This is a genomic window from Streptococcus ovis DSM 16829 (assembly GCF_000380125.1).
Lineage (GTDB): Bacteria > Bacillota > Bacilli > Lactobacillales > Streptococcaceae > Streptococcus > Streptococcus ovis.
On the sequence record NZ_KB904563.1, the window covers coordinates 1 to 19729 of the forward strand.

22 protein-coding genes are annotated in these 19729 nt (G+C 40.8%); 8 read left to right on the top strand and 14 right to left on the bottom strand.

The features are described from left to right. Window positions 1-457 precede the first annotated feature (457 nt). From rbfA to rimP, 6 genes are all read right to left on the bottom strand, one after another. Window positions 458-811: a 30S ribosome-binding factor RbfA gene (gene rbfA / locus A3I9_RS0101570; RefSeq protein ID WP_018377331.1), complete on the bottom strand. Its 354-nt coding sequence runs from the start codon at window positions 809-811 to the stop codon at window positions 458-460. A 202-nt stretch (window positions 812-1013) separates the two neighbouring features. Further along, window positions 1014-3776 carry a translation initiation factor IF-2 gene (infB, locus tag A3I9_RS0101575; RefSeq protein WP_018377332.1) on the bottom strand — a complete coding sequence of 921 codons (2763 nt, stop codon included), beginning with the start codon at window positions 3774-3776 and terminating at the stop codon, window positions 1014-1016. 17 nt (window positions 3777-3793) lie between these two features. Beyond that, window positions 3794-4102, bottom strand: coding sequence for a YlxQ-related RNA-binding protein (locus A3I9_RS0101580; RefSeq protein ID WP_018377333.1), 309 nt, complete (start codon window positions 4100-4102; stop codon window positions 3794-3796). Continuing rightward, complete coding sequence (rnpM, locus tag A3I9_RS0101585) at window positions 4089-4385, bottom strand: RNase P modulator RnpM (protein WP_018377334.1); 297 nt, start codon at window positions 4383-4385, stop codon at window positions 4089-4091. Before rnpM ends, A3I9_RS0101580 begins: the two co-directional genes overlap by 14 nt. Before the next feature lie 9 nt (window positions 4386-4394). After that, window positions 4395-5537, bottom strand: coding sequence for a transcription termination factor NusA (nusA, locus tag A3I9_RS0101590; RefSeq protein WP_018377335.1), 1143 nt, complete (start codon window positions 5535-5537; stop codon window positions 4395-4397). Window positions 5538-5576: 39 nt separating this feature from the next. Continuing rightward, window positions 5577-6047, bottom strand: a complete 471-nt coding sequence (gene rimP / locus A3I9_RS0101595) for a ribosome maturation factor RimP (RefSeq protein WP_018377336.1) — start codon at window positions 6045-6047, stop codon at window positions 5577-5579. Between the two features lie 191 nt (window positions 6048-6238). Here rimP and A3I9_RS0101600 point away from each other — a divergent pair, with 191 nt between their 5' ends. Beyond that, on the top strand, window positions 6239-7087 hold the full coding sequence (locus tag A3I9_RS0101600) for a hypothetical protein (protein ID WP_018377337.1): 849 nt from the start codon (window positions 6239-6241) through the stop codon (window positions 7085-7087). Between the two features lie 83 nt (window positions 7088-7170). Here the strand turns inward: A3I9_RS0101600 and trmB are convergent, their stop codons facing one another. The 4 genes from trmB to A3I9_RS0101620 are packed head-to-tail and all read right to left on the bottom strand — an operon-like array spanning window position 7171 to window position 10426. After that, a complete protein-coding gene (gene trmB, locus A3I9_RS0101605; protein ID WP_018377338.1) occupies window positions 7171-7806 on the bottom strand; it encodes a tRNA (guanosine(46)-N7)-methyltransferase TrmB in 636 nt (211 codons plus the stop codon). Continuing rightward, a complete protein-coding gene (gene ccrZ, locus A3I9_RS0101610) occupies window positions 7803-8597 on the bottom strand; it encodes a cell cycle regulator CcrZ (protein WP_018377339.1) in 795 nt (264 codons plus the stop codon). Before ccrZ ends, trmB begins: the two co-directional genes overlap by 4 nt. A gap of 50 nt (window positions 8598-8647) precedes the next feature. Next, window positions 8648-9694: an ABC transporter permease gene (locus tag A3I9_RS0101615; protein ID WP_018377340.1), complete on the bottom strand. Its 1047-nt coding sequence runs from the start codon at window positions 9692-9694 to the stop codon at window positions 8648-8650. Further along, window positions 9695-10426 (bottom strand): ABC transporter ATP-binding protein, encoded by a 732-nt coding sequence (locus A3I9_RS0101620; RefSeq protein WP_018377341.1) that lies wholly within the window; start codon window positions 10424-10426, stop codon window positions 9695-9697. It lies immediately after the preceding gene. A gap of 61 nt (window positions 10427-10487) precedes the next feature. On the opposite strand from A3I9_RS0101620, the gene A3I9_RS0101625 reads away from it, so the two are divergent. Both A3I9_RS0101625 and A3I9_RS0101630 read left to right on the top strand, forming a co-directional pair. Next, window positions 10488-10901 carry an HIT family protein gene (locus A3I9_RS0101625; RefSeq protein WP_018377342.1) on the top strand — a complete coding sequence of 138 codons (414 nt, stop codon included), beginning with the start codon at window positions 10488-10490 and terminating at the stop codon, window positions 10899-10901. Window position 10902: 1 nt separating this feature from the next. Further along, a complete protein-coding gene (locus A3I9_RS0101630; RefSeq protein WP_018377343.1) occupies window positions 10903-11202 on the top strand; it encodes a hypothetical protein in 300 nt (99 codons plus the stop codon). 53 nt (window positions 11203-11255) lie between these two features. Here A3I9_RS0101630 and lytR read toward each other — a convergent pair whose 3' ends face one another. The 4 genes from lytR to A3I9_RS0101650 all read right to left on the bottom strand — a co-directional run bounded on the left by lytR (window position 11256) and on the right by A3I9_RS0101650 (window position 14900). Further along, window positions 11256-12392 (bottom strand): glycopolymer--peptidoglycan transferase LytR, encoded by a 1137-nt coding sequence (gene lytR, locus A3I9_RS0101635; RefSeq protein ID WP_018377344.1) that lies wholly within the window; start codon window positions 12390-12392, stop codon window positions 11256-11258. 3 nt (window positions 12393-12395) lie between these two features. After that, window positions 12396-12917 carry a GNAT family N-acetyltransferase gene (locus A3I9_RS0101640; protein WP_018377345.1) on the bottom strand — a complete coding sequence of 174 codons (522 nt, stop codon included), beginning with the start codon at window positions 12915-12917 and terminating at the stop codon, window positions 12396-12398. After that, window positions 12910-13350: a tRNA (adenosine(37)-N6)-threonylcarbamoyltransferase complex ATPase subunit type 1 TsaE gene (tsaE, locus tag A3I9_RS0101645; protein WP_042361590.1), complete on the bottom strand. Its 441-nt coding sequence runs from the start codon at window positions 13348-13350 to the stop codon at window positions 12910-12912. The genes A3I9_RS0101640 and tsaE overlap by 8 nt, the downstream gene beginning before the upstream one ends. 89 nt (window positions 13351-13439) lie before the next feature. Then, complete coding sequence (locus A3I9_RS0101650) at window positions 13440-14900, bottom strand: NCS2 family permease (RefSeq protein WP_018377347.1); 1461 nt, start codon at window positions 14898-14900, stop codon at window positions 13440-13442. A 244-nt stretch (window positions 14901-15144) separates the two neighbouring features. Between A3I9_RS0101650 and A3I9_RS0101655 the strand changes: the two genes are divergently transcribed. From A3I9_RS0101655 to A3I9_RS0101675, 5 genes are all read left to right on the top strand, one after another. Beyond that, a complete protein-coding gene (locus tag A3I9_RS0101655; protein WP_018377348.1) occupies window positions 15145-15960 on the top strand; it encodes a Cof-type HAD-IIB family hydrolase in 816 nt (271 codons plus the stop codon). A gap of 517 nt (window positions 15961-16477) precedes the next feature. Further along, on the top strand, window positions 16478-17467 hold the full coding sequence (locus A3I9_RS0101660) for a PTS sugar transporter subunit IIB (protein ID WP_018377349.1): 990 nt from the start codon (window positions 16478-16480) through the stop codon (window positions 17465-17467). Between the two features lie 14 nt (window positions 17468-17481). Further along, window positions 17482-18294: a PTS mannose/fructose/sorbose transporter subunit IIC gene (locus A3I9_RS0101665; protein WP_018377350.1), complete on the top strand. Its 813-nt coding sequence runs from the start codon at window positions 17482-17484 to the stop codon at window positions 18292-18294. A gap of 14 nt (window positions 18295-18308) precedes the next feature. Further along, entirely contained in the window at window positions 18309-19220 is a 912-nt protein-coding gene (locus tag A3I9_RS0101670; RefSeq protein ID WP_018377351.1) for a PTS system mannose/fructose/sorbose family transporter subunit IID, read from the top strand. An 80-nt stretch (window positions 19221-19300) separates the two neighbouring features. After that, window positions 19301-19675: a DUF956 family protein gene (locus tag A3I9_RS0101675; RefSeq protein ID WP_018377352.1), complete on the top strand. Its 375-nt coding sequence runs from the start codon at window positions 19301-19303 to the stop codon at window positions 19673-19675. The last annotated feature ends 54 nt before the right edge of the window (window positions 19676-19729 follow it).

Consider the following 19729-nt stretch of genomic DNA (forward strand, 5'->3'; position numbering starts at 1 on the left):
CATGGTTAAGCTTTTCTTTTTCACCTTAAACCTTCTTTCTAGTTACTTACTCATAACTCACTTCGCGATCCTTAAAAGTAATTATGTAGCAAATGATAACAAATAATAGTCACAAAATATTTTATCGAAGAAGAAGTGAAAAAACAATAGGTTTCCTCAAAATAATAGACAACTTTTATAATCTAAATCTTTTCTTTATAATCTTAATATTAACTTAATAAATCATATTTTTGATCCAATCTAACGTACTATTCTTTTCAACAAATATCTCANTCTTTCAGCATTTTTATGCAGTGGATATAGGGACAATCTAAACCAAAATATATTTCCAGTCATAGAACCAGGTAGTAATAAGACTATTTCAGGATATTGGTTTTAGCATTCACCCACTGAATCAACAGAAACATTTCTAAAAACATAAAAAGGAGAAAAGTCTCATACTTTTCTCCTTTTAAATTTAGTCTTTTTTATCCAAATCGCGAAGCATTTGGTCGATTTTGTTTCCATATTCGACAGACTGATCTTTTTCAAAAACGATATCTGGAATTTTATATATTTTTAGATTGCGACCTAGCTCGCGCTTGATGGTACCTGTAGCCTTTTCTAGACCCGTTTGAGCCTTTTGATTATCTGAAGCCAAGGTACTATGGATAGTATAGTAAATTTTAGCCAAGGACAAGTCACCTGTCATCACAACATCGGTAATAGTCACATCTTGCACCCGTGGATCACGAACTTTTAGCTTTAGAATTTCGTTCACTTCACGTTTAATTTCCATGCCCACACGGTCACTACGAAAATGATTTGCCATAAGGTTTCCCTTTCTATCTCTATGTTAGAAAAGCTGAGTTACCCCAGCCTCTCTTTTGTTTTTCAATGTCAACTTTTTGTGTAGAAATCATGCTAAATTGAACTCGTACTAAGCATTGGGCAAAAAAGATAAACTTCCCAGTGTCTTCCTGACACTTCGTCAGTTTCCTATTTTTGCGGTGTGCTGTTAACGTTCTCGTATCTTATTTTTTGATTTCTTCCATGATGTAAGCCTCAATGGTGTCGTCCACTTGTAAATCATTGTAGTTTTCAATCATGAGACCACCTTCTTGGGCATTTCCGACTTCCTTCACATCATCTTTATAATGCTTCAAGCTGATGAGTTTGCCATCATACACAACAACGCCATCACGGATAACACGGACGCTTGAATCACGTGTCACTTTACCACTGATAACCATAAATCCACCGATAGTACCAACTTTGGATACCTTGAAGGTTTCGCGGATAATGGCTTCCCCGATAATTTTTTCTTCATATTCAGGATCCAGCATTCCCTTCATAGCATCTTCCATTTCTTCGATTACCTTGTAAATGATACTATGAAGACGGATTTCGACATCATCTGCATCGGCTTGTTGGCGCGCTAATGGTGTAGGACGAACGTTAAATCCGACGATAAAGGCGTTGGAAGCTGCCGCCAAGGTAACATCTGACTCGTTAATGGCACCAACTGCTGCATGGACAATCGTTACTTTCACACCTTCAACATCAATCTTCAAAAGAGAAGAAGACAATGCTTCAACAGAACCCTGTACATCGGCTTTGATAATCACATTGACAGACTTCACTTCACCTGCTTTCAATGTATCAAAGAGGTTTTCAAGGCTGACACGTTGCGTTGCTTGACGTTGTTTGAGAAGGGCACGTTTTGCCCGTTCTTCACCTGCTGCACGAGCTGATTTCTCATCTTCGTAAACAGCAAAATGGTCACCTGCCATTGGCGCTTCGTTCAAACCTGTAATCGAAACTGGTGTAGATGGTCCAGCAACTTTAACACGACGACCGAGGTCATTCGCCATAGCACGAACACGTCCGAAGGTATTCCCAACAACGATTGGGTCTTGAACATGAAGCGTTCCTTGTTGAACAAGGAGGGTAGCAACCGCACCTTTTCCTTTATCCAAATGAGCTTCGATTACCGTACCAATTGCACGAACTGTAGGGTCTGCCTTCAATTCTTGAATCTCAGCTACTAAAAGAACGGTTTCTAACAATTCATCAATATTCTGGTTAAATTTCGCAGAAATTTCAACAAATTCAGATTCACCACCCCAAGCTGTTGAAATGACACCATGTTCTGCTAATTCGCCGATGACACGTTCTGGATTTGCGCCTGGTTTGTCAATCTTGTTGATCGCAACAATGATTGGAACATTCGCTGCTTTTGAGTGATTAATAGCTTCAATAGTTTGTGGCATAACACCATCATCAGCTGCTACAATCAGAATGGTAATATCTGTTACAGAAGCACCACGCGCACGCATTGAGGTGAAGGCAGCGTGTCCAGGTGTATCTAAGAAAGTAATCTTTTTACCACCTTCTTCAATTTGGTAGGCACCAATATGCTGTGTGATACCACCTGCTTCTCCTGTTGCGATACGAGAGTTACGAAGAGTATCCAATAATGTTGTCTTACCATGGTCAACGTGTCCCATGATGGTTACCACTGGTGGGCGTTCAACCATTTCCTCTTCATTGAGATAACCCTCTTCTACGAAGAAACGTTCAATGTCCGCATTGTCCACTTCGACTTTTTCTTTCGCTTCGATACCGTAGTCTACTAGGAGCAATTCAATGGTATCTCCATCGAGAGATTGGTTTTGGGTTACCATAACCCCCATCATAAAGAGCTTCTTGATGATTTCAGCTGGCTCACGTTTGATGCGTTTCGCAATATCTGCCACACTCATGCCTACTGTGTATTCCAACTCTGTTGGCAATTCATGGAATTTACGTTCCGTTACAGGTTTTGCTTGTTGTTGGTTTTTACCTTTTTTGTTCTTCTTGCTGGTATTCCAGTTACTATTTCTTTGATTTCTCACTTGATTTTGATTATTTCGATTCTTTTGTTGTTTACGTGGACCATCTTCTTCATGATCTGTATTAAAATCACGCTTCTTATCAGGTCTGACTTGTTTTTTTCGACGATTGTCTGCTGCTGGAGCCACTGGAGCCACTTGTGCTACTGACGGCACAACTGTTTTTGGTTCAATCACTGGCTCTTCAAATTTTATTTCCTTTGGCTTTTGTTGCCGATTTTTCTTCGCTTCTTGTGCCTGACGGAACCGTTCCTCACTACTACGAGCATATTCGGCATTTTGCTCAGCTTTCAGAGCGGCAGCTCGAGCTTTGAAGTCAATTTTAGGAGCAGCAGGCTTTTGCGCTGTCTGTTGCTGACCGCGAGGTTGGCCTCCTTTTTGAGCAAAGCGACGATCATTCTTTTGTTCAGATCTTCTGTCTGGACGGCGTTCTTGCTTCCGTTGCTCTTGAGACTGTCCCTGTTTGCGTCGGTTGGAATTTCCTTTATCTTGTAAAGGCTGTTTTTTCTGCTGACGCTGCGCCCGTTTTTCCGCTTCTGCCTTTGCTCTCGCTTCACGTTCTGCCTTAAAGTTACGACTTTGTGGACGAGCAGGACGAACTTGGGTTTTAGCAGGAGTGCCTGACTGTTGCTCGGCATTCGTTGGAGTTGAAGATGTTTTCACTACATCTTTTACAACTTGTTTTTCCGTCGTAGCAACCGTTTCAGTGGTCCCCTTTTTCTCATCTGCTTTTGGTGAAGACTGTTTTTCATTAAAACTAGCAACAATTTGTTTTGCTTCCGTCTCTTCTACAGTTGACGAATGACTCTTAACAGCTAAGCCTAAAGCCTGTGCTTTTTCGACAACTTCTTTACTTGTTTTACCCAATTCCTTGGCAATTTCGTGTAATCTCTTCTTAGACAATATCTTGTCCTCCTGTTCTATTCCATAATAGACCTCATTTTCTTAGTAAATCCAGCATCTGTTACGGCTACAACTTTTCTCGTCTTGCCAACAGCAGCGCTTAATTCCAGCGTTGAAAACGCGGTAACAATTTCTACTTGATAGGTGTTACTTTTATCAGAGATTTTTTTCGTTAAATTTGCAGCAGCATCCTCTGCTAAAAAGACCAGTCTTGTCTGACCTTTCCGAATGGCATCTACGACAAATTCCTCCCCTGATACAATGCGTCCAGCTCGTTGAGCCAAACCAATCAGTTGTAACAACCTTTGCTTTTTATTCGAGTCCAAGTTCTCTCCTCTTGACCTTATGATCAACATAAGCAATCAATTCTTCATAAAATTCTGGAGCAACTTCCATGCTAAATGCACGATTAAAGACCTGCTTTTTTTGAGCCTGAGTGGCTTCTTCATTATCCAACTTGATGTAGGCACCACGACCATTTGCTTTACCTGTTGGATCAATAAAGATTTTTCCCTCCTTGTTTTTGACAATACGGAGCAAATCACGCTTGTCAATCACTTCTCCTGACACGACTGACTTCCGTAAAGGGATTTTCCTAACTTTAGCCATGGCCTCTCCTTAATCTACTTGACCTTCTTCTACAACTTCTTCAGCAACATCACCATAAAGCTCCGCTTCAATAGCTTCATACTCTGATGCAGACTTGATATCAATACGGAAGCCTGTTAAATGTGCTGCTAAGCGAACATTTTGACCTCGGCGACCGATTGCCAATGATAATTTATTATCCGGCACGACCACTGTCGCGTGTTTTCCATCTTCTGTATCAAAGAGGACTTGATCTACTTCAGCAGGTGCAATTGCATTGTAAATAAACTCTGCTGGATCTTCCACCCACTCAATAACATCAATGTTTTCCTCAGTTGGAACCATACGATCTGATTTGGCATCATAACGAGCTGGGTGAAACTTACTCGTAATTTTCTTGATGTTGGCACCACCACGACCTACGATTGTTCCAATCGCATCCACATTCGGATTGTGACTTCGAACCGCCACTTTCGTACGATCTCCAGCTTCACGTGATACACTCATGATTTCCACAGTCCCATCATAGACTTCAGGAATTTCTTGTTCCATCAAGCGTTTAATCATTTCTGGATGGCTACGGCTTACAAAGACATTCACTCCACGACCGTTATCTTCTACCTTGTAGACATAGACATCAATGCGATCATGTGATTGAAACACCTCACCTGGAATCTGATCCTGTTTCGATAACTGTGCTTCAATGGTGCCAAGATTTACATAAATGAAACGATTATCAAAACGTTCCACTGTACCTGTCATGATTTCACCTTCATGTTCCTTGTAGGTATTGTAAGTAATGGCACGGGTTTGTTTGCGCATTTTTTCCATGATGGTTTGCTTCGCTGATTGAGCAGCCACACGACCAAACTCACCTGGTGCTTCTTCAAACTTGATTTTGTCTCCAAGTTCGTAGGCTGATGAAATAGTCAAGGCGTCTTTCAAACTGATTTCCAAGCGACTATCAAAGACTTCATCCACTACTTCACGTACAGTGTAAACACGGAAGTCGCCTTTTTTCTCATCAAATTCAATCGCTGCTGATTCAGACTGTCCATAACGACGCTTATAAGCGGAACGAAGAGATTCTGTTACGGCTTCGATGATATCTTCTTTTTTAATACCCTTGTCTTCCTCCAAAATACGGAAGGCTTCTAGCATTTCTTTACTCATGTTCTTTTCCTTTTGTCTTCAAAAGGTCCTTTCTTTTTCTTAAATTTTTACAGCTAAGCGCGCTTTTGCGACGGACGAGTACGGAATTGTTACTTCTTTCTTGCGAGTCTTGTCCATGTATTCCATGACCAGTTGCTCTCCATCAAAAGAAAGAAGAGTTCCTTCAAATACCTTGATTTTATCAATTGCTTGATAGAGTTTGACATGGATGTAGTGACCAACAGCTTGCTCTACTGCTTCGGCTGTCTTGAGCGGGCGCTCTAAACCTGGGCTCGTCACTTCCAGCATATACTGGTCAGGAAAGGGATCAGGTTTAATGCTATCCAATAAAGGACTAATGATTTCAGACAAGTCAGCAGTATCGTTAAGAGAGATCCCTCCTTCTTTATCGACAAAAACTGACAGTACATAATCTCCACCCATCTTGCCATACTCGACATCTACCAACTCATAGGGAGCTTGTATCGCTGGAGCAATCACATCTGTTACTAATTCAACAATGGTTGCCATTCCTACCTCCTTCACAAAATTACAAGATTGAAGGGGCTGGCACACGACCAACCCCTTTTCTACTATTTTTCATTATTATACCACACTACATTATTGTTGTAAAGGAAAAAGGCTTTTTTTGAAACATTCATTGCAAACGCTTTCTATATGTTGTATAATAGTCCTGTAAAAATTCAAAAGGAAGTAAAAATATGAAAAAATCAATAGCTTTTATTCTAGCTCTTATTTTATCACTTTTTCTCTTTCAGGTAGAGCCACCTATTCAGGCCAACACTGAAGCAGGACAAGCGCAAACCTATACCTATAACAATGGTGGCATTCACCTCGATAAGGCAACTGTCCCTCAAGGGGAGGTAACAATAGGCACAAATGGTCAAATTCGTCCTTTGCAAGATAGTCTCATCAAAGATGCCCAGTATGCTTTTGTCTACCAAGTGTCAAATCCGACTATTCTTTCCATTGATGAAAAAGGAAATTGGCACGCTCTCCAATCAGGGACTACAACAATCACCATTTACCCCACTTCTCTAGGAAGTTCTCCTCATTTTGAGGCAGAATTAGATGCTTTGGGTATTCAGCGATCACCAGCTGAGCCAGTCAATGCATACCCACCACAAACCTTTACAGTAACTATTTTGGATAATGCCTTAATACCTGTTAGCCGTCTCTATCATCCAGGTCTTAAAACCCATTTGTACACTAAAGACGCTAATGAAGTACAGCAATTAGCCCAAAGAGGTTGGAGGATTGAGGGTGTTGCTTGGTCTACTCGTGAAAACACAGGCGATCCCGTCTATCGTCTTTATCATTCGGGACTAAGAGTTCACCTCTATACAACAGATGCCAATGAATACAATGTTCTGGCAACTCGTGGTTGGAGGCAAGAAGGGATTGCCTATCGCTCAAATGGTACAAAAGCCATTTACCGTCTTTATCATACAGGTATCAGAAAACATTTATATACCACTGATTTCAATGAAAAAAACATCCTTTCTACCCGTGGTTGGAGATACGAGGGTATCGCCTGGTATGTAGAATAAAACCAACTAGCAAATCCCCCTTCAGCAGAATACTGAAGGGGGATATTTTCTTATTCTAAAACATTAGTTTTTTTTAAATGACATTAGAATCTTGCTTCTACTCGGTAAATAACCTGTCCTTTATTTGAAAATTTTTCTTCGTACTCGGTCATCACATTGCCTTCAAAATCACTAGCATGTAAGTCTAGCCAAACCTGTTGCAGGGTCATCCCATATTGGGAAAAACTTGCCAGGCTATATTCAAACAACCCTCGATTATCCGTCTTGAAGTGAATTTCCCCCTTTTCGGGTAAGATTTCTTGATAGGTCTCCAAGAAGGTCTTATAGGTTAAACGCCGTTTTTCGTGACGCTTTTTAGGCCATGGATCGGAAAAATTGAGATATAACCGACCAATCTCAGCAGGCGCAAAATAGTTTGTTAAGCTAGAACCATCTACGCGGAGTAATTTGACGTTTGGGACATCTGCTTCTACAACCTTATCCAAAGCATAACTCAACACTGATAACTGAATATCAATCCCAATATAGTTAATGTCTGGATGTTGACGTGCCATACCTGTAATGAAGGCTCCTTTACCTGAACCTACTTCAATGTGAATCGGATGATCATTTCCAAAAATCTCGGACCATTTTCCTCTACATTCTTCAGGATTTGAAATCACATATTGGGGATGGTTTGCAAGAAGTTCCCCTGCTCCTTTTCGATTTCTAACTCTCATGCTTCCTTATAATAGTTTGCCCGAAAGAGGCGCAAGGCATAAATTTCTTGATTCGCCGCTTCCATATTGTAGCTTTCAACGTGTTTGGCAATCTGGCTCAGATAGCCAAGTTGCCCATACCAATAAACTTTATTCAAGACAGTGCGATTATATTTATAGCCGTATTCTTTCAGCCACGACTCCCAGCCCACTCTAGGAATATAGTGCGTCAGCAAGTAGGCGACATCTAACATACGATCGGTGATACAAGCTGTCTCCCAATCTGTCAAATAGACTAAACCACTGTTGGTCTCAACCCAATTTTTATGGTGTAAATCTCCATGAACAAAAGTCGCCACTTCTTGGCGAAAAACAGGGAGATTTGCCAGCAAATCTTCGCACACTGACTGCAAGTACGTATTTTGTGCCAAACGACTAGGAGCTTCTTCCCGCCATTTTCGGACCAAATCTTGCGGTTCCTGATAAGTATAATTCAATTGCAAAGCCTGATTCAGCAAAATACGCGAAAAATGCATCCGCATCAAGATTTGACGCACCTGTTTTTTCCCCATATCGCGTCTAGTCAAGGTGCGGCCATTTAACCATTCTTGCTCCACACGTTGCCCTACTCCAACCTCACGATTTGCCGATAAGACTGGGGGCGTAATTTGTTCTCTTGCTAAAGCAGAAACGATAGGAGGCATCTCATATTTCACAAAAACAGGCGTTCCGTCCGACCGTAGGCCTTTAAATGCTTTGCCACTATTTCCTGCAATAGACTGTAGCTGCAGGCCACTCGTATCAAACTGCATGCCATTCCTCCTCACAAAAATTCCTTACTATTTTACTAGTTTTATCCTATTTAGTCAATCAATTTCTTTGCTTTTATCGCCAAATAAAACTGGTTCAATAAAATCCCACCGCCTGCCATGTGCAGCAGATACATTTTATCCTGCAAGACTAGCATCCCTACTAATAATTGTAGGGCTAAAATAGCATACAATACCACCCGTAGAATAGCTTGAAAATTCTTCAATTGAACCGATTGTTCCAAAGGATAAAGAAGGGTCAGATATTGATAATCATAGACATGAAACAGAGCTAAGAGTTGGAACAACAACAAATAGTCAAACAACAATACCAATCCCATCGCTAACCACCCTTGTTCAATGACAAGCAATGAAAGCAGGCTCAAACCCAGCAACCTGAAAGTCAAACTTAAAAAATCACCCGATCGTAAAAAGGCACGCGCGTATAGATAAAGCCATGTTTTTTCCTGTTTTTTAGGAATCCAAGCTAAGAGGCTATCAAGGTAAGCACGGCGGTTAACACTAGTCGTGATTCCTTTCACTCGGGTAAAGAGAGCAAAAAATTGCAAAATAGACTGTTTTCGCCTTATTTCAGCCGATACTGCCATTTCCCATTGGAAAACGCCACTGCTTCGATAAGAGGCTAGACGCCGTTGAATCCAGAAATACTTTCCCATGGTGAGTACAAAAAGAACAAAAACAAACCCCAAAAAAGAGAAGCCTAATCTTACATAGACCGGGTATAAAAGTAAATGGCAAAGTAGTTGAACCGTTCCCCAGACCAAAAAATGCCGTTGTCCAGCTTGATGTAGTAAGGAAATGACCTCATCCTCTTGGGGTAATAAAAAGAGACTATCAGCCGGCTCTAAGTAAGAGGCCGTTTGCCCTGCAAAAAAGAGAAGAAGAGTAATCACACCTACCACCAGATAAATAAACCATGGATTTTCAGGAAAATTCTCCAACAGTTGGCGGTATTGCAAAGAAAGAAAACCAAAGAAAACTAAGAGAAAGAGAACAAAATGATCATTTAGTACATAGCGGGAATATTTGAGGCAACGCGCCAGAAAAAGATGCCGCCGTTTCTGAAAGAGTGTCTTCATCTATTCCACCTCTTTTTGTGTCAGACTCAAGTAGATATCATTTAAACTGGCATCTGGTTGACCAAATTGTTGCTGCAAACTTGCCAAATCCCCTTCAGCCAATACCTGCCCTTGATGCAAAATCACAAAGCGATCACACATCTTTTCAGCTGAATCTAGCACATGAGTAGACATAAGAATAGAGGTTCCCTTTTGACGCTCTTCCGCTAACAAATCAATCAAATCTTGAATAGCTACTGGATCCAAGCCCAAGAAAGGTTCATCTACAATCAAGAGACTGGGATTGACCATAAAAGCACAGACAATCATCACCTTTTGCCTCATTCCCTTCGAAAACTGCACTGGAAACCAGTCTAATTTTGCATCTAGGCGGAATAGTTTCAGCAATTTTTCTGCCTTTTCAAACGCCTGAGCCCATTCCAAACCATATGCCATTGCTACCGTTTCCAAATGTTCTTTCAAGGTTAATTCCTCATATAGACTAGGAGTTTCTGGAATAAATCCAATTTTTTTACGATAACTTTTCTTATCCCCCTTTAGACTTTCACCATCAATAAGCACTTCGCCTTGATAAGGGGTCAATAGCCCAATAATTTCCTTGATAGTAGTAGATTTCCCTGCGCCATTGAGTCCAATTAGACCAACTAATTCACCATCCTTCACTTGAAAGGAGACATCCTTTAATACGGGAATATTGGCATAGCCTCCTGTAAGTTGCTTGATTTCTAACATACAATTCTCCATTAATTTGATATAATAATTATATCAAAATTTCACTAAAGAGGTGCTGTTTATGTCAGACTGTATTTTTTGTAAAATCATTGCAGGGGAAATCCCATCTTCCAAAGTTTATGAGGACGATGATGTCTTAGCATTCCTTGATATCACTCAGGTTACCAAAGGGCATACCTTGCTCATCCCTAAAAAACATTATCGCAATATTCTTGAGATGGATGCTACATCAGCCAGCACCCTCTTTGCTCGCCTTCCTAAGATTGCACAACAGCTAAAAGAAAAACTAGGGGCAAACGGCCTAAATATTGTCAATAATAACGAAGAAATCGCGGGGCAAACTATCTTCCACACACATATCCATCTCCTTCCTCGTTTTGATGAAACAGATGGACTCAATATTGAATTTACCGCCCATGAACCTGACTTTACAGCACTAGCACAGTTAGCAAATGAGCTTTACATAGGAGAATAAAATGAAATTAGGAAATTTACTTGTCGCAAGTGCGGCAGCTGTCCTATCCTATTGGGTAGTATCAAATCGAAAGGAAATTGCAGAAGAAGTAGAATATAAGCAAAGCCTTTTGAAAGATATGCATCAAAGTTACAGTCAAATCCAACGGCAAGTCGAAACCTTAAAAACATTTCGTGAGCCCTTGGAAAACATGGCACAGGACTTACGTTATCAATTTCGTGTGTACCAACAGGAAGCAAACGGGCACATCAAAGAAATCCAAAAGGTACAGGACAAGCCTACCGCATCCAACAACATTTAAAACAAAAACAGAGAAGATTACCGACCAAAATAGCCCTAATCTTCTCTGTTTTTTTATTCTGTATAAGTCGCACCAGTACTGTCTGATGTTTCGCTAGTACCAATACTTGCATTTTCTTCACTAAGACCTGTTCCAGTCGTCGTATAGCCTGTATAAGCATCAATCACCGTGATTGGATTAGACAAACCAAATAGATTTTCATATACTTTCACATTGGTTTTTAACTCTGTTGATGTCGGCAATCCTAAGGATGATTTAATGACATTCTGCATTTTTAGAAGGTGCTCACTAGTTGGGATTTGATACGACAGGCCATCTACCATCTCACCTTCACCATCTAATTGATAGGTTTCAATTGTATTCAGTGAATCTCGGTATCCAAGTAGACTCGGCAAAGTCCCTGTTGTGAATTCGATATCTGTCTGTAAATTCGTTGATACAGCATCTAAGATGTTCTTATACTGTGTAAACCCATCTAGTTGCAGCAACTTCTTCACAATAGCCGTAATCACTTCACGCTGACGAATCTGACGTCCAACATCTCCCTCTGGATCATCATAGCGCATTCGCGAATAAACCAGCGCCTGATTTCCATTAATTAAATGTTTCCCTGGAGGAATGGTCGCAGTATAATCTGGTTCTTGTGCGGATATGGAAATGGTAAATCCCAAAGTATTGTTCACAGTAATCCCACCAAGTGCATCAACTAAACTTACCAGACCATCCATATTGATCTTTGCAAAGCGATCTATCTTGATATCCATCATCTTTTCGACAGTCGCAATCGTCATAGGGTCCTGACCATAACTATAGGAATGATTTAATTTTTCAGTTGTCCCACTCGATGTCCCGTCTTCATTGGCAATCTCCACCATGATATCACGCGTCAAACTCATCATCGTTGTCTTCTTTAATTTGGGATTCACAGTGACCAAAATCATCGAGTCACTTCTTCCCTCCCAGCCACCACCACGCGTGGCCGCGTCTACGTCAACCCCCATCAGCAAGATGCTAAATGGTTGACTAGCTTCAATCACTTGATCATTGACCGCGCTTTTTCTCTTTTTATATGTTTTAGAAATCGCTTCTGTCGAGTAATCCAATAATGTTGTCGCATACAGTCCTGCTGCACCAACAGATAAGACAATAATTGCCAACAACATTAGAAAGATTTTTTTACCAATATTCATTTATTAATCTACGAGCCGTCCCATATAATACAGGTCTAGCCACTCTCCTTCATCTGTTCTTGCTCCACGTTTTTGGAGCCCTTCAATTTCAAATCCACAAGACTGATATAGGTGAACTGCGCGTTCATTACGGACCTGAACGGTTAATTCGAGGCGGTTGAGTAATTTTACTTCCTCTGCCCAAGCAACCACATCTTCCAGTAAAATCCGGCCAATTCCATGTCCCCAATAATCCTTTAAAACAGCGATAAAAATCGTACCAATATGGGAAATCCGATACGGACTATCCGCCCGTACATTGACAACACCTATAATTTCATCTTCTATCTTAGCCACTAAGCAAAGACAGTTATCTTTTTCCAAACTTTGAAATAAAATCTCAGCTGTCTCTTCTTCTGAATAAGGAAAAAACGTTTCATCCATGACCAGATAATCTGTTTCTTGTGCCACCTTGTTCATAAACGCTAAAAAGGCTGATGCATCTGCAGGTTCGGCCTCTTGAAAAATGATTTCCTTCTTAGCCATGAAATATCTCCTCTATTAGCTGAGCACTCCGCCTTCCATGGGCTGTTCCCGAAAGCTTACGCCCATCTCCACTTCTTTCAAGTGTCAACGTAAGATAATCACCTAACAGGGCAACGTCAAGTAACTCTCCCCATTCAATAACAGTTACACCGTCACCATAGAGAAAATCATCTAAATCAATTGAATCTGGGTCATCACCAATACGGTAAACATCTAGATGATACAAGGGTAAACGGCCTTCGTATTCTCTGACAATGGTATAGGTTGGACTCTTAATCATTTGCGTGATTTCTAACCCCTTTGCTAGCCCCTTTGTCAGAGTGGTCTTTCCTGCCCCTAAATCTCCCGTCAAGACCAGCACATCACCAGCCACTAGTTTCTCTCCGATTGATTGGCCGATGGCCACCAATTCTTCCTCATTTTGACTATACATAGTTTTTATTATATCAGAGAAAGCATATTTTGTCATTTCCTTGCCGTAAAGAAAAAAACGGCCCGTAGGCCGCCATTGTTCTATCCATCTTATAAGAAGGCTAAAATCACAAAGTTCAAGATGAACAAGAAGGTTGCTCCCCAAAGAATCGGATGAATTTCTTTCGTTTTACCTGTTGTTACCTTCACAAGGCAATAGAAGATAAAGGCTGCTGCAATACCGTAAGAGATAGAGTAGCAAAGTGCCATGAAGAAGGCTGCAAAGAATGCTGGAAGAGCATCGTTGAAATCACTCCAATCCACATCAAGGAATGAGGATACCATCATCACACCCACAATAATAAGGGCTGGGGCTGTCGCTGCCGCAGGAACAATTCCCACAAGTGGCAAAAGAAGCGTTGAAAGAAGGAAGGCTACTGCCGTTGATACAGCTGTCAAACCTGTACGTCCCCCCTCAGCAATACCTGCTGCTGACTCAACATAGGTTGTCGTATTTGAAGTTCCGACCAAGGCTCCGATGAAGGTACCGATAGCATCTGCAAATAAGGCTTTATCCATTTTAGAAGAGAAACCTGATGAATTTTCGAGAGCTGCTTCATCTTCTGCTGAGAAAATTCCTGTCTTACGTCCTGTACCAATGAAGGTACCAATGGTATCAAAGGTATCTGACAAACTAAAGGCAAAGATTGTCATCAATACCAATGGTAAACGACTAGCATCTGAGAAAAGCGAAGCCATTCCGCCAAAGGCAGCAAGGAAAGTAGTCCCTAATTCACCAAAAGCTGAACCGATGTGATTGCCCGCAAAATTGATAGCTGATAAATCAACTACTCCCATAGGAATACCAATAATAGTTGTAGCAATAATCCCAATCAAAATCGCACCACGGACATTTTTAATCACGAGAATTGCTGTAATAATCAAACCAATGACTGCTAAGAGAACTGATGGATCTGTGAAAGTTGAAATCGCTGGAACGACACCGCCGTTACCAAACACTGACGTCACCCCATTTTCAAATGTTTTAGCAGTTGCTTCAGCTGGTGCCACCCCATTGACAGTAATGATATTGCTAGCAGACGTTGAAAAAGTAATAATGTTCGCGTTTTTAAAGCCAAGATAAGCAACAAAGATACCGATACCACCACCAATCGCATGCTGCAAGCTAAGTGGAATCGCTTTGATAATACTCTTACGAACCTTGGTTACTGTGATTAAAATATTAAAGACACCACATAAGAGAACCATTGCCAAGGCTTCTTGCCAAGTGAAACCAAGGCCAAACACGACTGTATAAGTGAAGAAGGCGTTTAAGCCCATTCCTGGTGCCAATGCATACGGAACATTTGCAAACAGCCCCATAATCAGTGTAGATACAGCAGCTGCAATAATAGTTGCTAAGAAAACAGCCTGTGTTGGCATGCCAGCAGCACCCAAGATTGAGGGGTTTACAAAGAGGATATAAGACATTGCAAAGAAAGTCGTAATCCCAGCCATGATTTCAGTCGACACGCTTGTTCCGTGTTCTTTTAGACCAAAATAGTTATCCATAATCTAAAAATCTCCTTTTTTACGAACGATAAACACATTATAAACCAAAAACATTCACTTTTCAAGAATTTTTATCTTGAAAACGTTTTATTTTCAAAATAAACCCGAAGAAATAAGTCATTTTCCATATTTTATATGTCTTTTGTGAAAAAAAGTTCGTCTTTTTTGTTTTCCCTTCTTTTGCTTTGCCTCTCTTTTTTGATTTTGATATACTATATAAATCAGACTATCAGAGGAGGAAACGATGAAACAAAAAATAATTGCCCTAGATTTAGATGGCACCTTGCTCAATGCAGATAGTCAACTTAGTGACTACACCATTGATGTGATTCAGAAAGTTCGGCAGGCTGGTCACATTGTCTTGATTGCAACCGGTCGTCCTTATCGCATGGCCGAAGCCTTTTATCATCGACTAAAACTAGACACCCCAATGATTAATTTCAATGGTTCTTTGACCCATATCCCAGGAAAAAAATGGGATGGAGAGCAAAATGTCCTCATTGACAAACACTATTTCATTGATTTCTTAAAGGAAGAAGAGCGTTTTGAAGCTGATTTTATCGCAGGCGAATACAAGAAAAAATTCTTCATTACGCAAAAACATCTGGACAAGATTGACCCTCGTTTGATGGGTGTAGACCAGATTACACCTGAAACCTTAATCAAGCCAGAGTTGATTACAGAAGATCCACACTCTATCCTGATGCAGACGAGAGCCAAGGACAAATATGCTCTTGCTGAAGAGATGAAGGACTACTTCCGTAACGAGTTAGAAATCAATACATGGGGTGGGCCACTAAACATCCTTGAGACCTGTGCCAAAGGAGTGACCAAAGCATCTGCACTAACGTATTTACTTGACCACTACCAAGCGACTCCACAAGATTTGATTGCCTTTGGTGATGAACAAAATGATGTGCACATGCTCCAATTGGCAGGTATAGGCTATGCCATGAAGAATGCCAGCGACATCCTCTTACCTGTAGCCGATCGTATGACCAAGTTCACCAATGACCAAGATGGCGTAGCTCGAGAACTAGAACAACTCTTTCTTTCGTAAGACCATTCACGGATGTAAATCATCACTTTATTAAAAATCATAACAGTGCTTAACCAATTACAGATTAGGTACTGTTTTTATTCGCCTTTTTTATACATGCTCCCTTTCTTCATAACTCGATAACCTGCGTTCTACAACAAAAAGTTTTCAAGCATGATGATAAGAAGCCACCATAGCACCTATACTAAAATTGCAAAAATCCATTGTCAAGCAAAAAAATTAATAAAAATTTGACATATTTCATTCTTTCATAAAATCTGCTCTAACATATTTTATATCGAATTCATTCCGTTTCTATTGTTGCATATATAGAAGAAAGTATCCATTTATATTATTTAAAAAACACATTTATATGTAAATTTTTCTGAAATTATCTGAAAAAGTTTGTGATTTTTTTATCAGATGTCACATATTGGGTTGACAAAGTGATGAAAGCGATTTATAATGGAGTAGGTCTTAAGACTGATATTATATATATGCAATCAGTCCTAGTCTAAAAAATTTAGGAGGTACAATAATGAGTATTGGAATCATTATTGCAAGTCATGGTGAATTTGCAGCTGGTATTCATCAGTCTGGTTCAATGATTTTTGGCGAACAAGAAAAGGTTCAAGTCGTAACCTTTATGCCAAGTGAAGGTCCAGATGATTTACATGCCAAATTTGTTGCAGCCATTGACACATTCGATGCCGACGATGAAATCTTGGTATTGGCAGACCTTTGGAGCGGTTCCCCATTTAACCAAGCAAGTCGTGTGGCTGGAGAAAATCCTGACCGTAAGATGGCAATCATCACTGGTCTCAACTTGCCAATGTTGATTCAAGCCTACACAGAGCGTATGATGGACGCGAATGCAGGCGTGGACCAAGTGGCAGCAAATATTATTAAAGAGTCTAAGGATGGTGTCAAAGCCCTCCCTGAAGAACTCAACCCTGTAGAAGCGGCAGCAGCTCCTGTTGCAGCAGCAACTCCTCAAGGCGCTATTCCAGAAGGAACTGTCATTGGCGATGGTAAGTTGAAAATCAACCTCGCTCGTATCGATACTCGTCTCTTGCATGGTCAAGTTGCGACAAACTGGACACCAGCTTCTAAAGCTGACCGTATCATCGTAGCATCTGACGCAGTGGCAGCAGATGACTTGCGTAAAGGTTTGATCAAACAAGCTGCTCCAAACGGTGTACGTGCGAACGTGGTGCCAATCAAGAAATTGATTGAAGCAGCAAAAGATCCACGTTTTGGAAACACTCATGCCCTTATCTTATTTGAAACACCTCAAGATGCGTTGAAAGCCATCGAAGGCGGTGTTGAAATCAAAGAATTGAACGTAGGTTCAATGGCCCACTCAACTGGTAAAACAATGGTAAACAACGTTTTGTCTATGGACAAAGAAGACGTTGCAACCTTTGAAAAATTGCGTGACCTCGGAGTTCAATTCGACGTTCGTAAAGTACCAAATGATGGTAAAAAAGATTTGTTTGAGTTGATTAACAAAGCAAACGTACAATAGAAAGGAATACAACTATGTCAGATATTTCAATTATTTCTGCGGTATTGGTTGTTATTGTTGCCTTCATGGCTGGTCTTGAAGGTATCCTTGACCAATTCCAATTTCATCAACCAATCGTTGCATGTACCCTTATCGGTCTCGTAACAGGAAACTTAACTGCCGGTGTTATGCTTGGTGGTGCCCTTCAAATGCTTGCTCTTGGTTGGGCAAACATCGGTGCTGCTGTAGCCCCTGACGCTGCTCTTGCATCAGTAGCTGCTGCTATCATCTTTATCAAAGGTGGCGACTTTACAAACGTTGGTATCAACGTTGCAACTGCTGCTGCTATCCCTCTTGCCGTTGCTGGTCTTTTCCTTACAATGATTGTTCGTACAATCTCAGTTGGTTTGGTCCACACTGCTGATAATGCTGCAAAAGATGGTAACATCGCTGCTGTTGAACGCGCTCACTTGTTTGCCCTTGTCCTTCAAGGTCTTCGTATCGCCGTTCCTGCTGCCCTCCTTCTTGCAATCCCTGCTGAAAATGTACAAGACATCCTCAACCTTATGCCAGAATGGTTAAAAGGTGGTATGGCTGTCGGTGGTGGTATGGTCGTTGCCGTAGGTTATGCGATGGTTATCAACATGATGGCTACTCGTGAAGTATGGCCATTCTTCGCCCTCGGTTTCGTATTCGCAGCTGTTACTGATTTCACACTTATCGCACTTGGTACAATGGGTGTAGCGATTGCCTTCATCTACCTCAACCTTTCAAAACAAGGCGGTAATGGTGGCGGAACTGCCTCAGGTTCTGGTGACCCAATCGGCGACATCCTTGAAGACTACTAGAAAGGGGAATGAACATGGCTGAAAAAATTACACTCTCAAAAGCGGATCGCCAAAAAGTTTGGTGGCGTTCACAATTCTTGCAAGGTTCATGGAACTATGAACGTATGCAAAACTTGGGTTGGGCTTATGCTTTGATCCCAGCTATCAAAAAACTCTACACTTCAAAAGAAGATCAAGCGGCTGCGCTTGAACGTCACTTGGAATTCTTCAACACTCACCCATACGTTGCTGCTCCAATCATCGGTGTAACACTCGCCCTTGAAGAAGAAAAAGCAAACGGTACTGAAATTGAAGATGCAGCAATCCAAGGGGTTAAGATCGGTATGATGGGACCTCTTGCTGGTATCGGTGACCCAGTCTTCTGGTTTACAGTTCGTCCTATCCTCGGTGCTCTTGGAGCTTCACTTGCTGCTTCAGGAAATCTTATTGGTCCACTTCTCTTCTTCTTTGGTTGGAACGCAATCCGTATGGCCTTCTTGTGGTACACTCAAGAATTTGGTTACAAAGCTGGTTCTGAAATCACTAAAGACATGTCAGGTGGTATCTTGAAAGACATTACGAAAGGTGCTTCTATCCTTGGTATGTTCATCTTGGCTGTCTTGGTACAACGCTGGGTATCGATCAACTTTACAGTGGATCTTCCAGGTAAACAATTATCAGAAGGTGCTTACGTTGTCTTCCCAGAAGGTGCCGTTAAAGGTGCAGAATTAAAAGGTATTCTTGGACAAGCCCTCAGTGGCATGAGCTTGGATCAAGTACAAGCACAAACCCTTCAAGGACAATTGAATTCTTTGATTCCAGGTTTGATGGGACTTGCCCTTACTTTCCTATGTATGTGGTTACTTAAGAAAAAAGTATCTCCAATCACTATCATCATCGCATTGTTCGTTGTTGGTGTGGTTGCACGTTTCTTCGGTATCATGTAAGACACAAAAGAGTTTCCGTTTTTGGAAACTCTTTTGCTTATGATATAATAGAATAAAATCAGATAACAAAGTGAGTAAACATGGCACAGTCATTAAACAAAGAGATCGAATTTCAGACTACTGGTGTTTCCTATATGGGGATTGGTGGTAAGGTTGGAAAATTTTTAGTCGGCGACACTGCCCTAGAATTTTATCCAGATGTAAACGTAGAAATGTATATCCAAATTCCTTGGACATCTATCAAACAAATTGGGGCAAATGTTCACGGTAGCAAAGTTAGCCGGCATTTTGAAATCTTTACCGACCAAGGAAAATTTCTTTTTGCTTCAAAAGATTCTGGTAAAATCTTAAAAATTACTAGACATCATATCGGAAATGAAAAAGTAATAAAACTACCGACACTTCTCCAAATGATCGGTAGAAAACTCAAAGAATTATTTGCCAAAAAAGCATAATTCCTGTATAATAATCTCAACGGATAAGTAGGTTGTTTCCTTCTTTCAGAAAGT

What these genes read in the sequence shown, in the direction of transcription:
- A3I9_RS0101655 (WP_018377348.1), top strand. Translation starts at nt 15,145, where the DNA reads ATGAAACAAAAAATAATTGCCCTAGATTTAGATGGCACCTTGCTCAAT.
- tsaE (WP_042361590.1), bottom strand. Translation starts at nt 13,350, where the DNA reads ATGTATAGTCAAAATGAGGAAGAATTGGTGGCCATCGGCCAATCAATC.
- A3I9_RS0101615 (WP_018377340.1), bottom strand. Translation starts at nt 9,694, where the DNA reads ATGAAGACACTCTTTCAGAAACGGCGGCATCTTTTTCTGGCGCGTTGC.
- A3I9_RS0101620 (WP_018377341.1), bottom strand. Translation starts at nt 10,426, where the DNA reads ATGTTAGAAATCAAGCAACTTACAGGAGGCTATGCCAATATTCCCGTA.
- A3I9_RS0101665 (WP_018377350.1), top strand. Translation starts at nt 17,482, where the DNA reads ATGTCAGATATTTCAATTATTTCTGCGGTATTGGTTGTTATTGTTGCC.
- ccrZ (WP_018377339.1), bottom strand. Translation starts at nt 8,597, where the DNA reads ATGCAGTTTGATACGAGTGGCCTGCAGCTACAGTCTATTGCAGGAAAT.
- A3I9_RS0101660 (WP_018377349.1), top strand. Translation starts at nt 16,478, where the DNA reads ATGAGTATTGGAATCATTATTGCAAGTCATGGTGAATTTGCAGCTGGT.
- trmB (WP_018377338.1), bottom strand. Translation starts at nt 7,806, where the DNA reads ATGAGAGTTAGAAATCGAAAAGGAGCAGGGGAACTTCTTGCAAACCAT.
- A3I9_RS0101675 (WP_018377352.1), top strand. Translation starts at nt 19,301, where the DNA reads ATGGCACAGTCATTAAACAAAGAGATCGAATTTCAGACTACTGGTGTT.
- A3I9_RS0101650 (WP_018377347.1), bottom strand. Translation starts at nt 14,900, where the DNA reads ATGGATAACTATTTTGGTCTAAAAGAACACGGAACAAGCGTGTCGACT.
- nusA (WP_018377335.1), bottom strand. Translation starts at nt 5,537, where the DNA reads ATGAGTAAAGAAATGCTAGAAGCCTTCCGTATTTTGGAGGAAGACAAG.
- rnpM (WP_018377334.1), bottom strand. Translation starts at nt 4,385, where the DNA reads ATGGCTAAAGTTAGGAAAATCCCTTTACGGAAGTCAGTCGTGTCAGGA.
- A3I9_RS0101625 (WP_018377342.1), top strand. Translation starts at nt 10,488, where the DNA reads ATGTCAGACTGTATTTTTTGTAAAATCATTGCAGGGGAAATCCCATCT.
- lytR (WP_018377344.1), bottom strand. Translation starts at nt 12,392, where the DNA reads ATGAATATTGGTAAAAAAATCTTTCTAATGTTGTTGGCAATTATTGTC.
- A3I9_RS0101670 (WP_018377351.1), top strand. Translation starts at nt 18,309, where the DNA reads ATGGCTGAAAAAATTACACTCTCAAAAGCGGATCGCCAAAAAGTTTGG.
- rimP (WP_018377336.1), bottom strand. Translation starts at nt 6,047, where the DNA reads ATGGCAACCATTGTTGAATTAGTAACAGATGTGATTGCTCCAGCGATA.
- A3I9_RS0101630 (WP_018377343.1), top strand. Translation starts at nt 10,903, where the DNA reads ATGAAATTAGGAAATTTACTTGTCGCAAGTGCGGCAGCTGTCCTATCC.
- rbfA (WP_018377331.1), bottom strand. Translation starts at nt 811, where the DNA reads ATGGCAAATCATTTTCGTAGTGACCGTGTGGGCATGGAAATTAAACGT.
- A3I9_RS0101640 (WP_018377345.1), bottom strand. Translation starts at nt 12,917, where the DNA reads ATGGCTAAGAAGGAAATCATTTTTCAAGAGGCCGAACCTGCAGATGCA.
- A3I9_RS0101600 (WP_018377337.1), top strand. Translation starts at nt 6,239, where the DNA reads ATGAAAAAATCAATAGCTTTTATTCTAGCTCTTATTTTATCACTTTTT.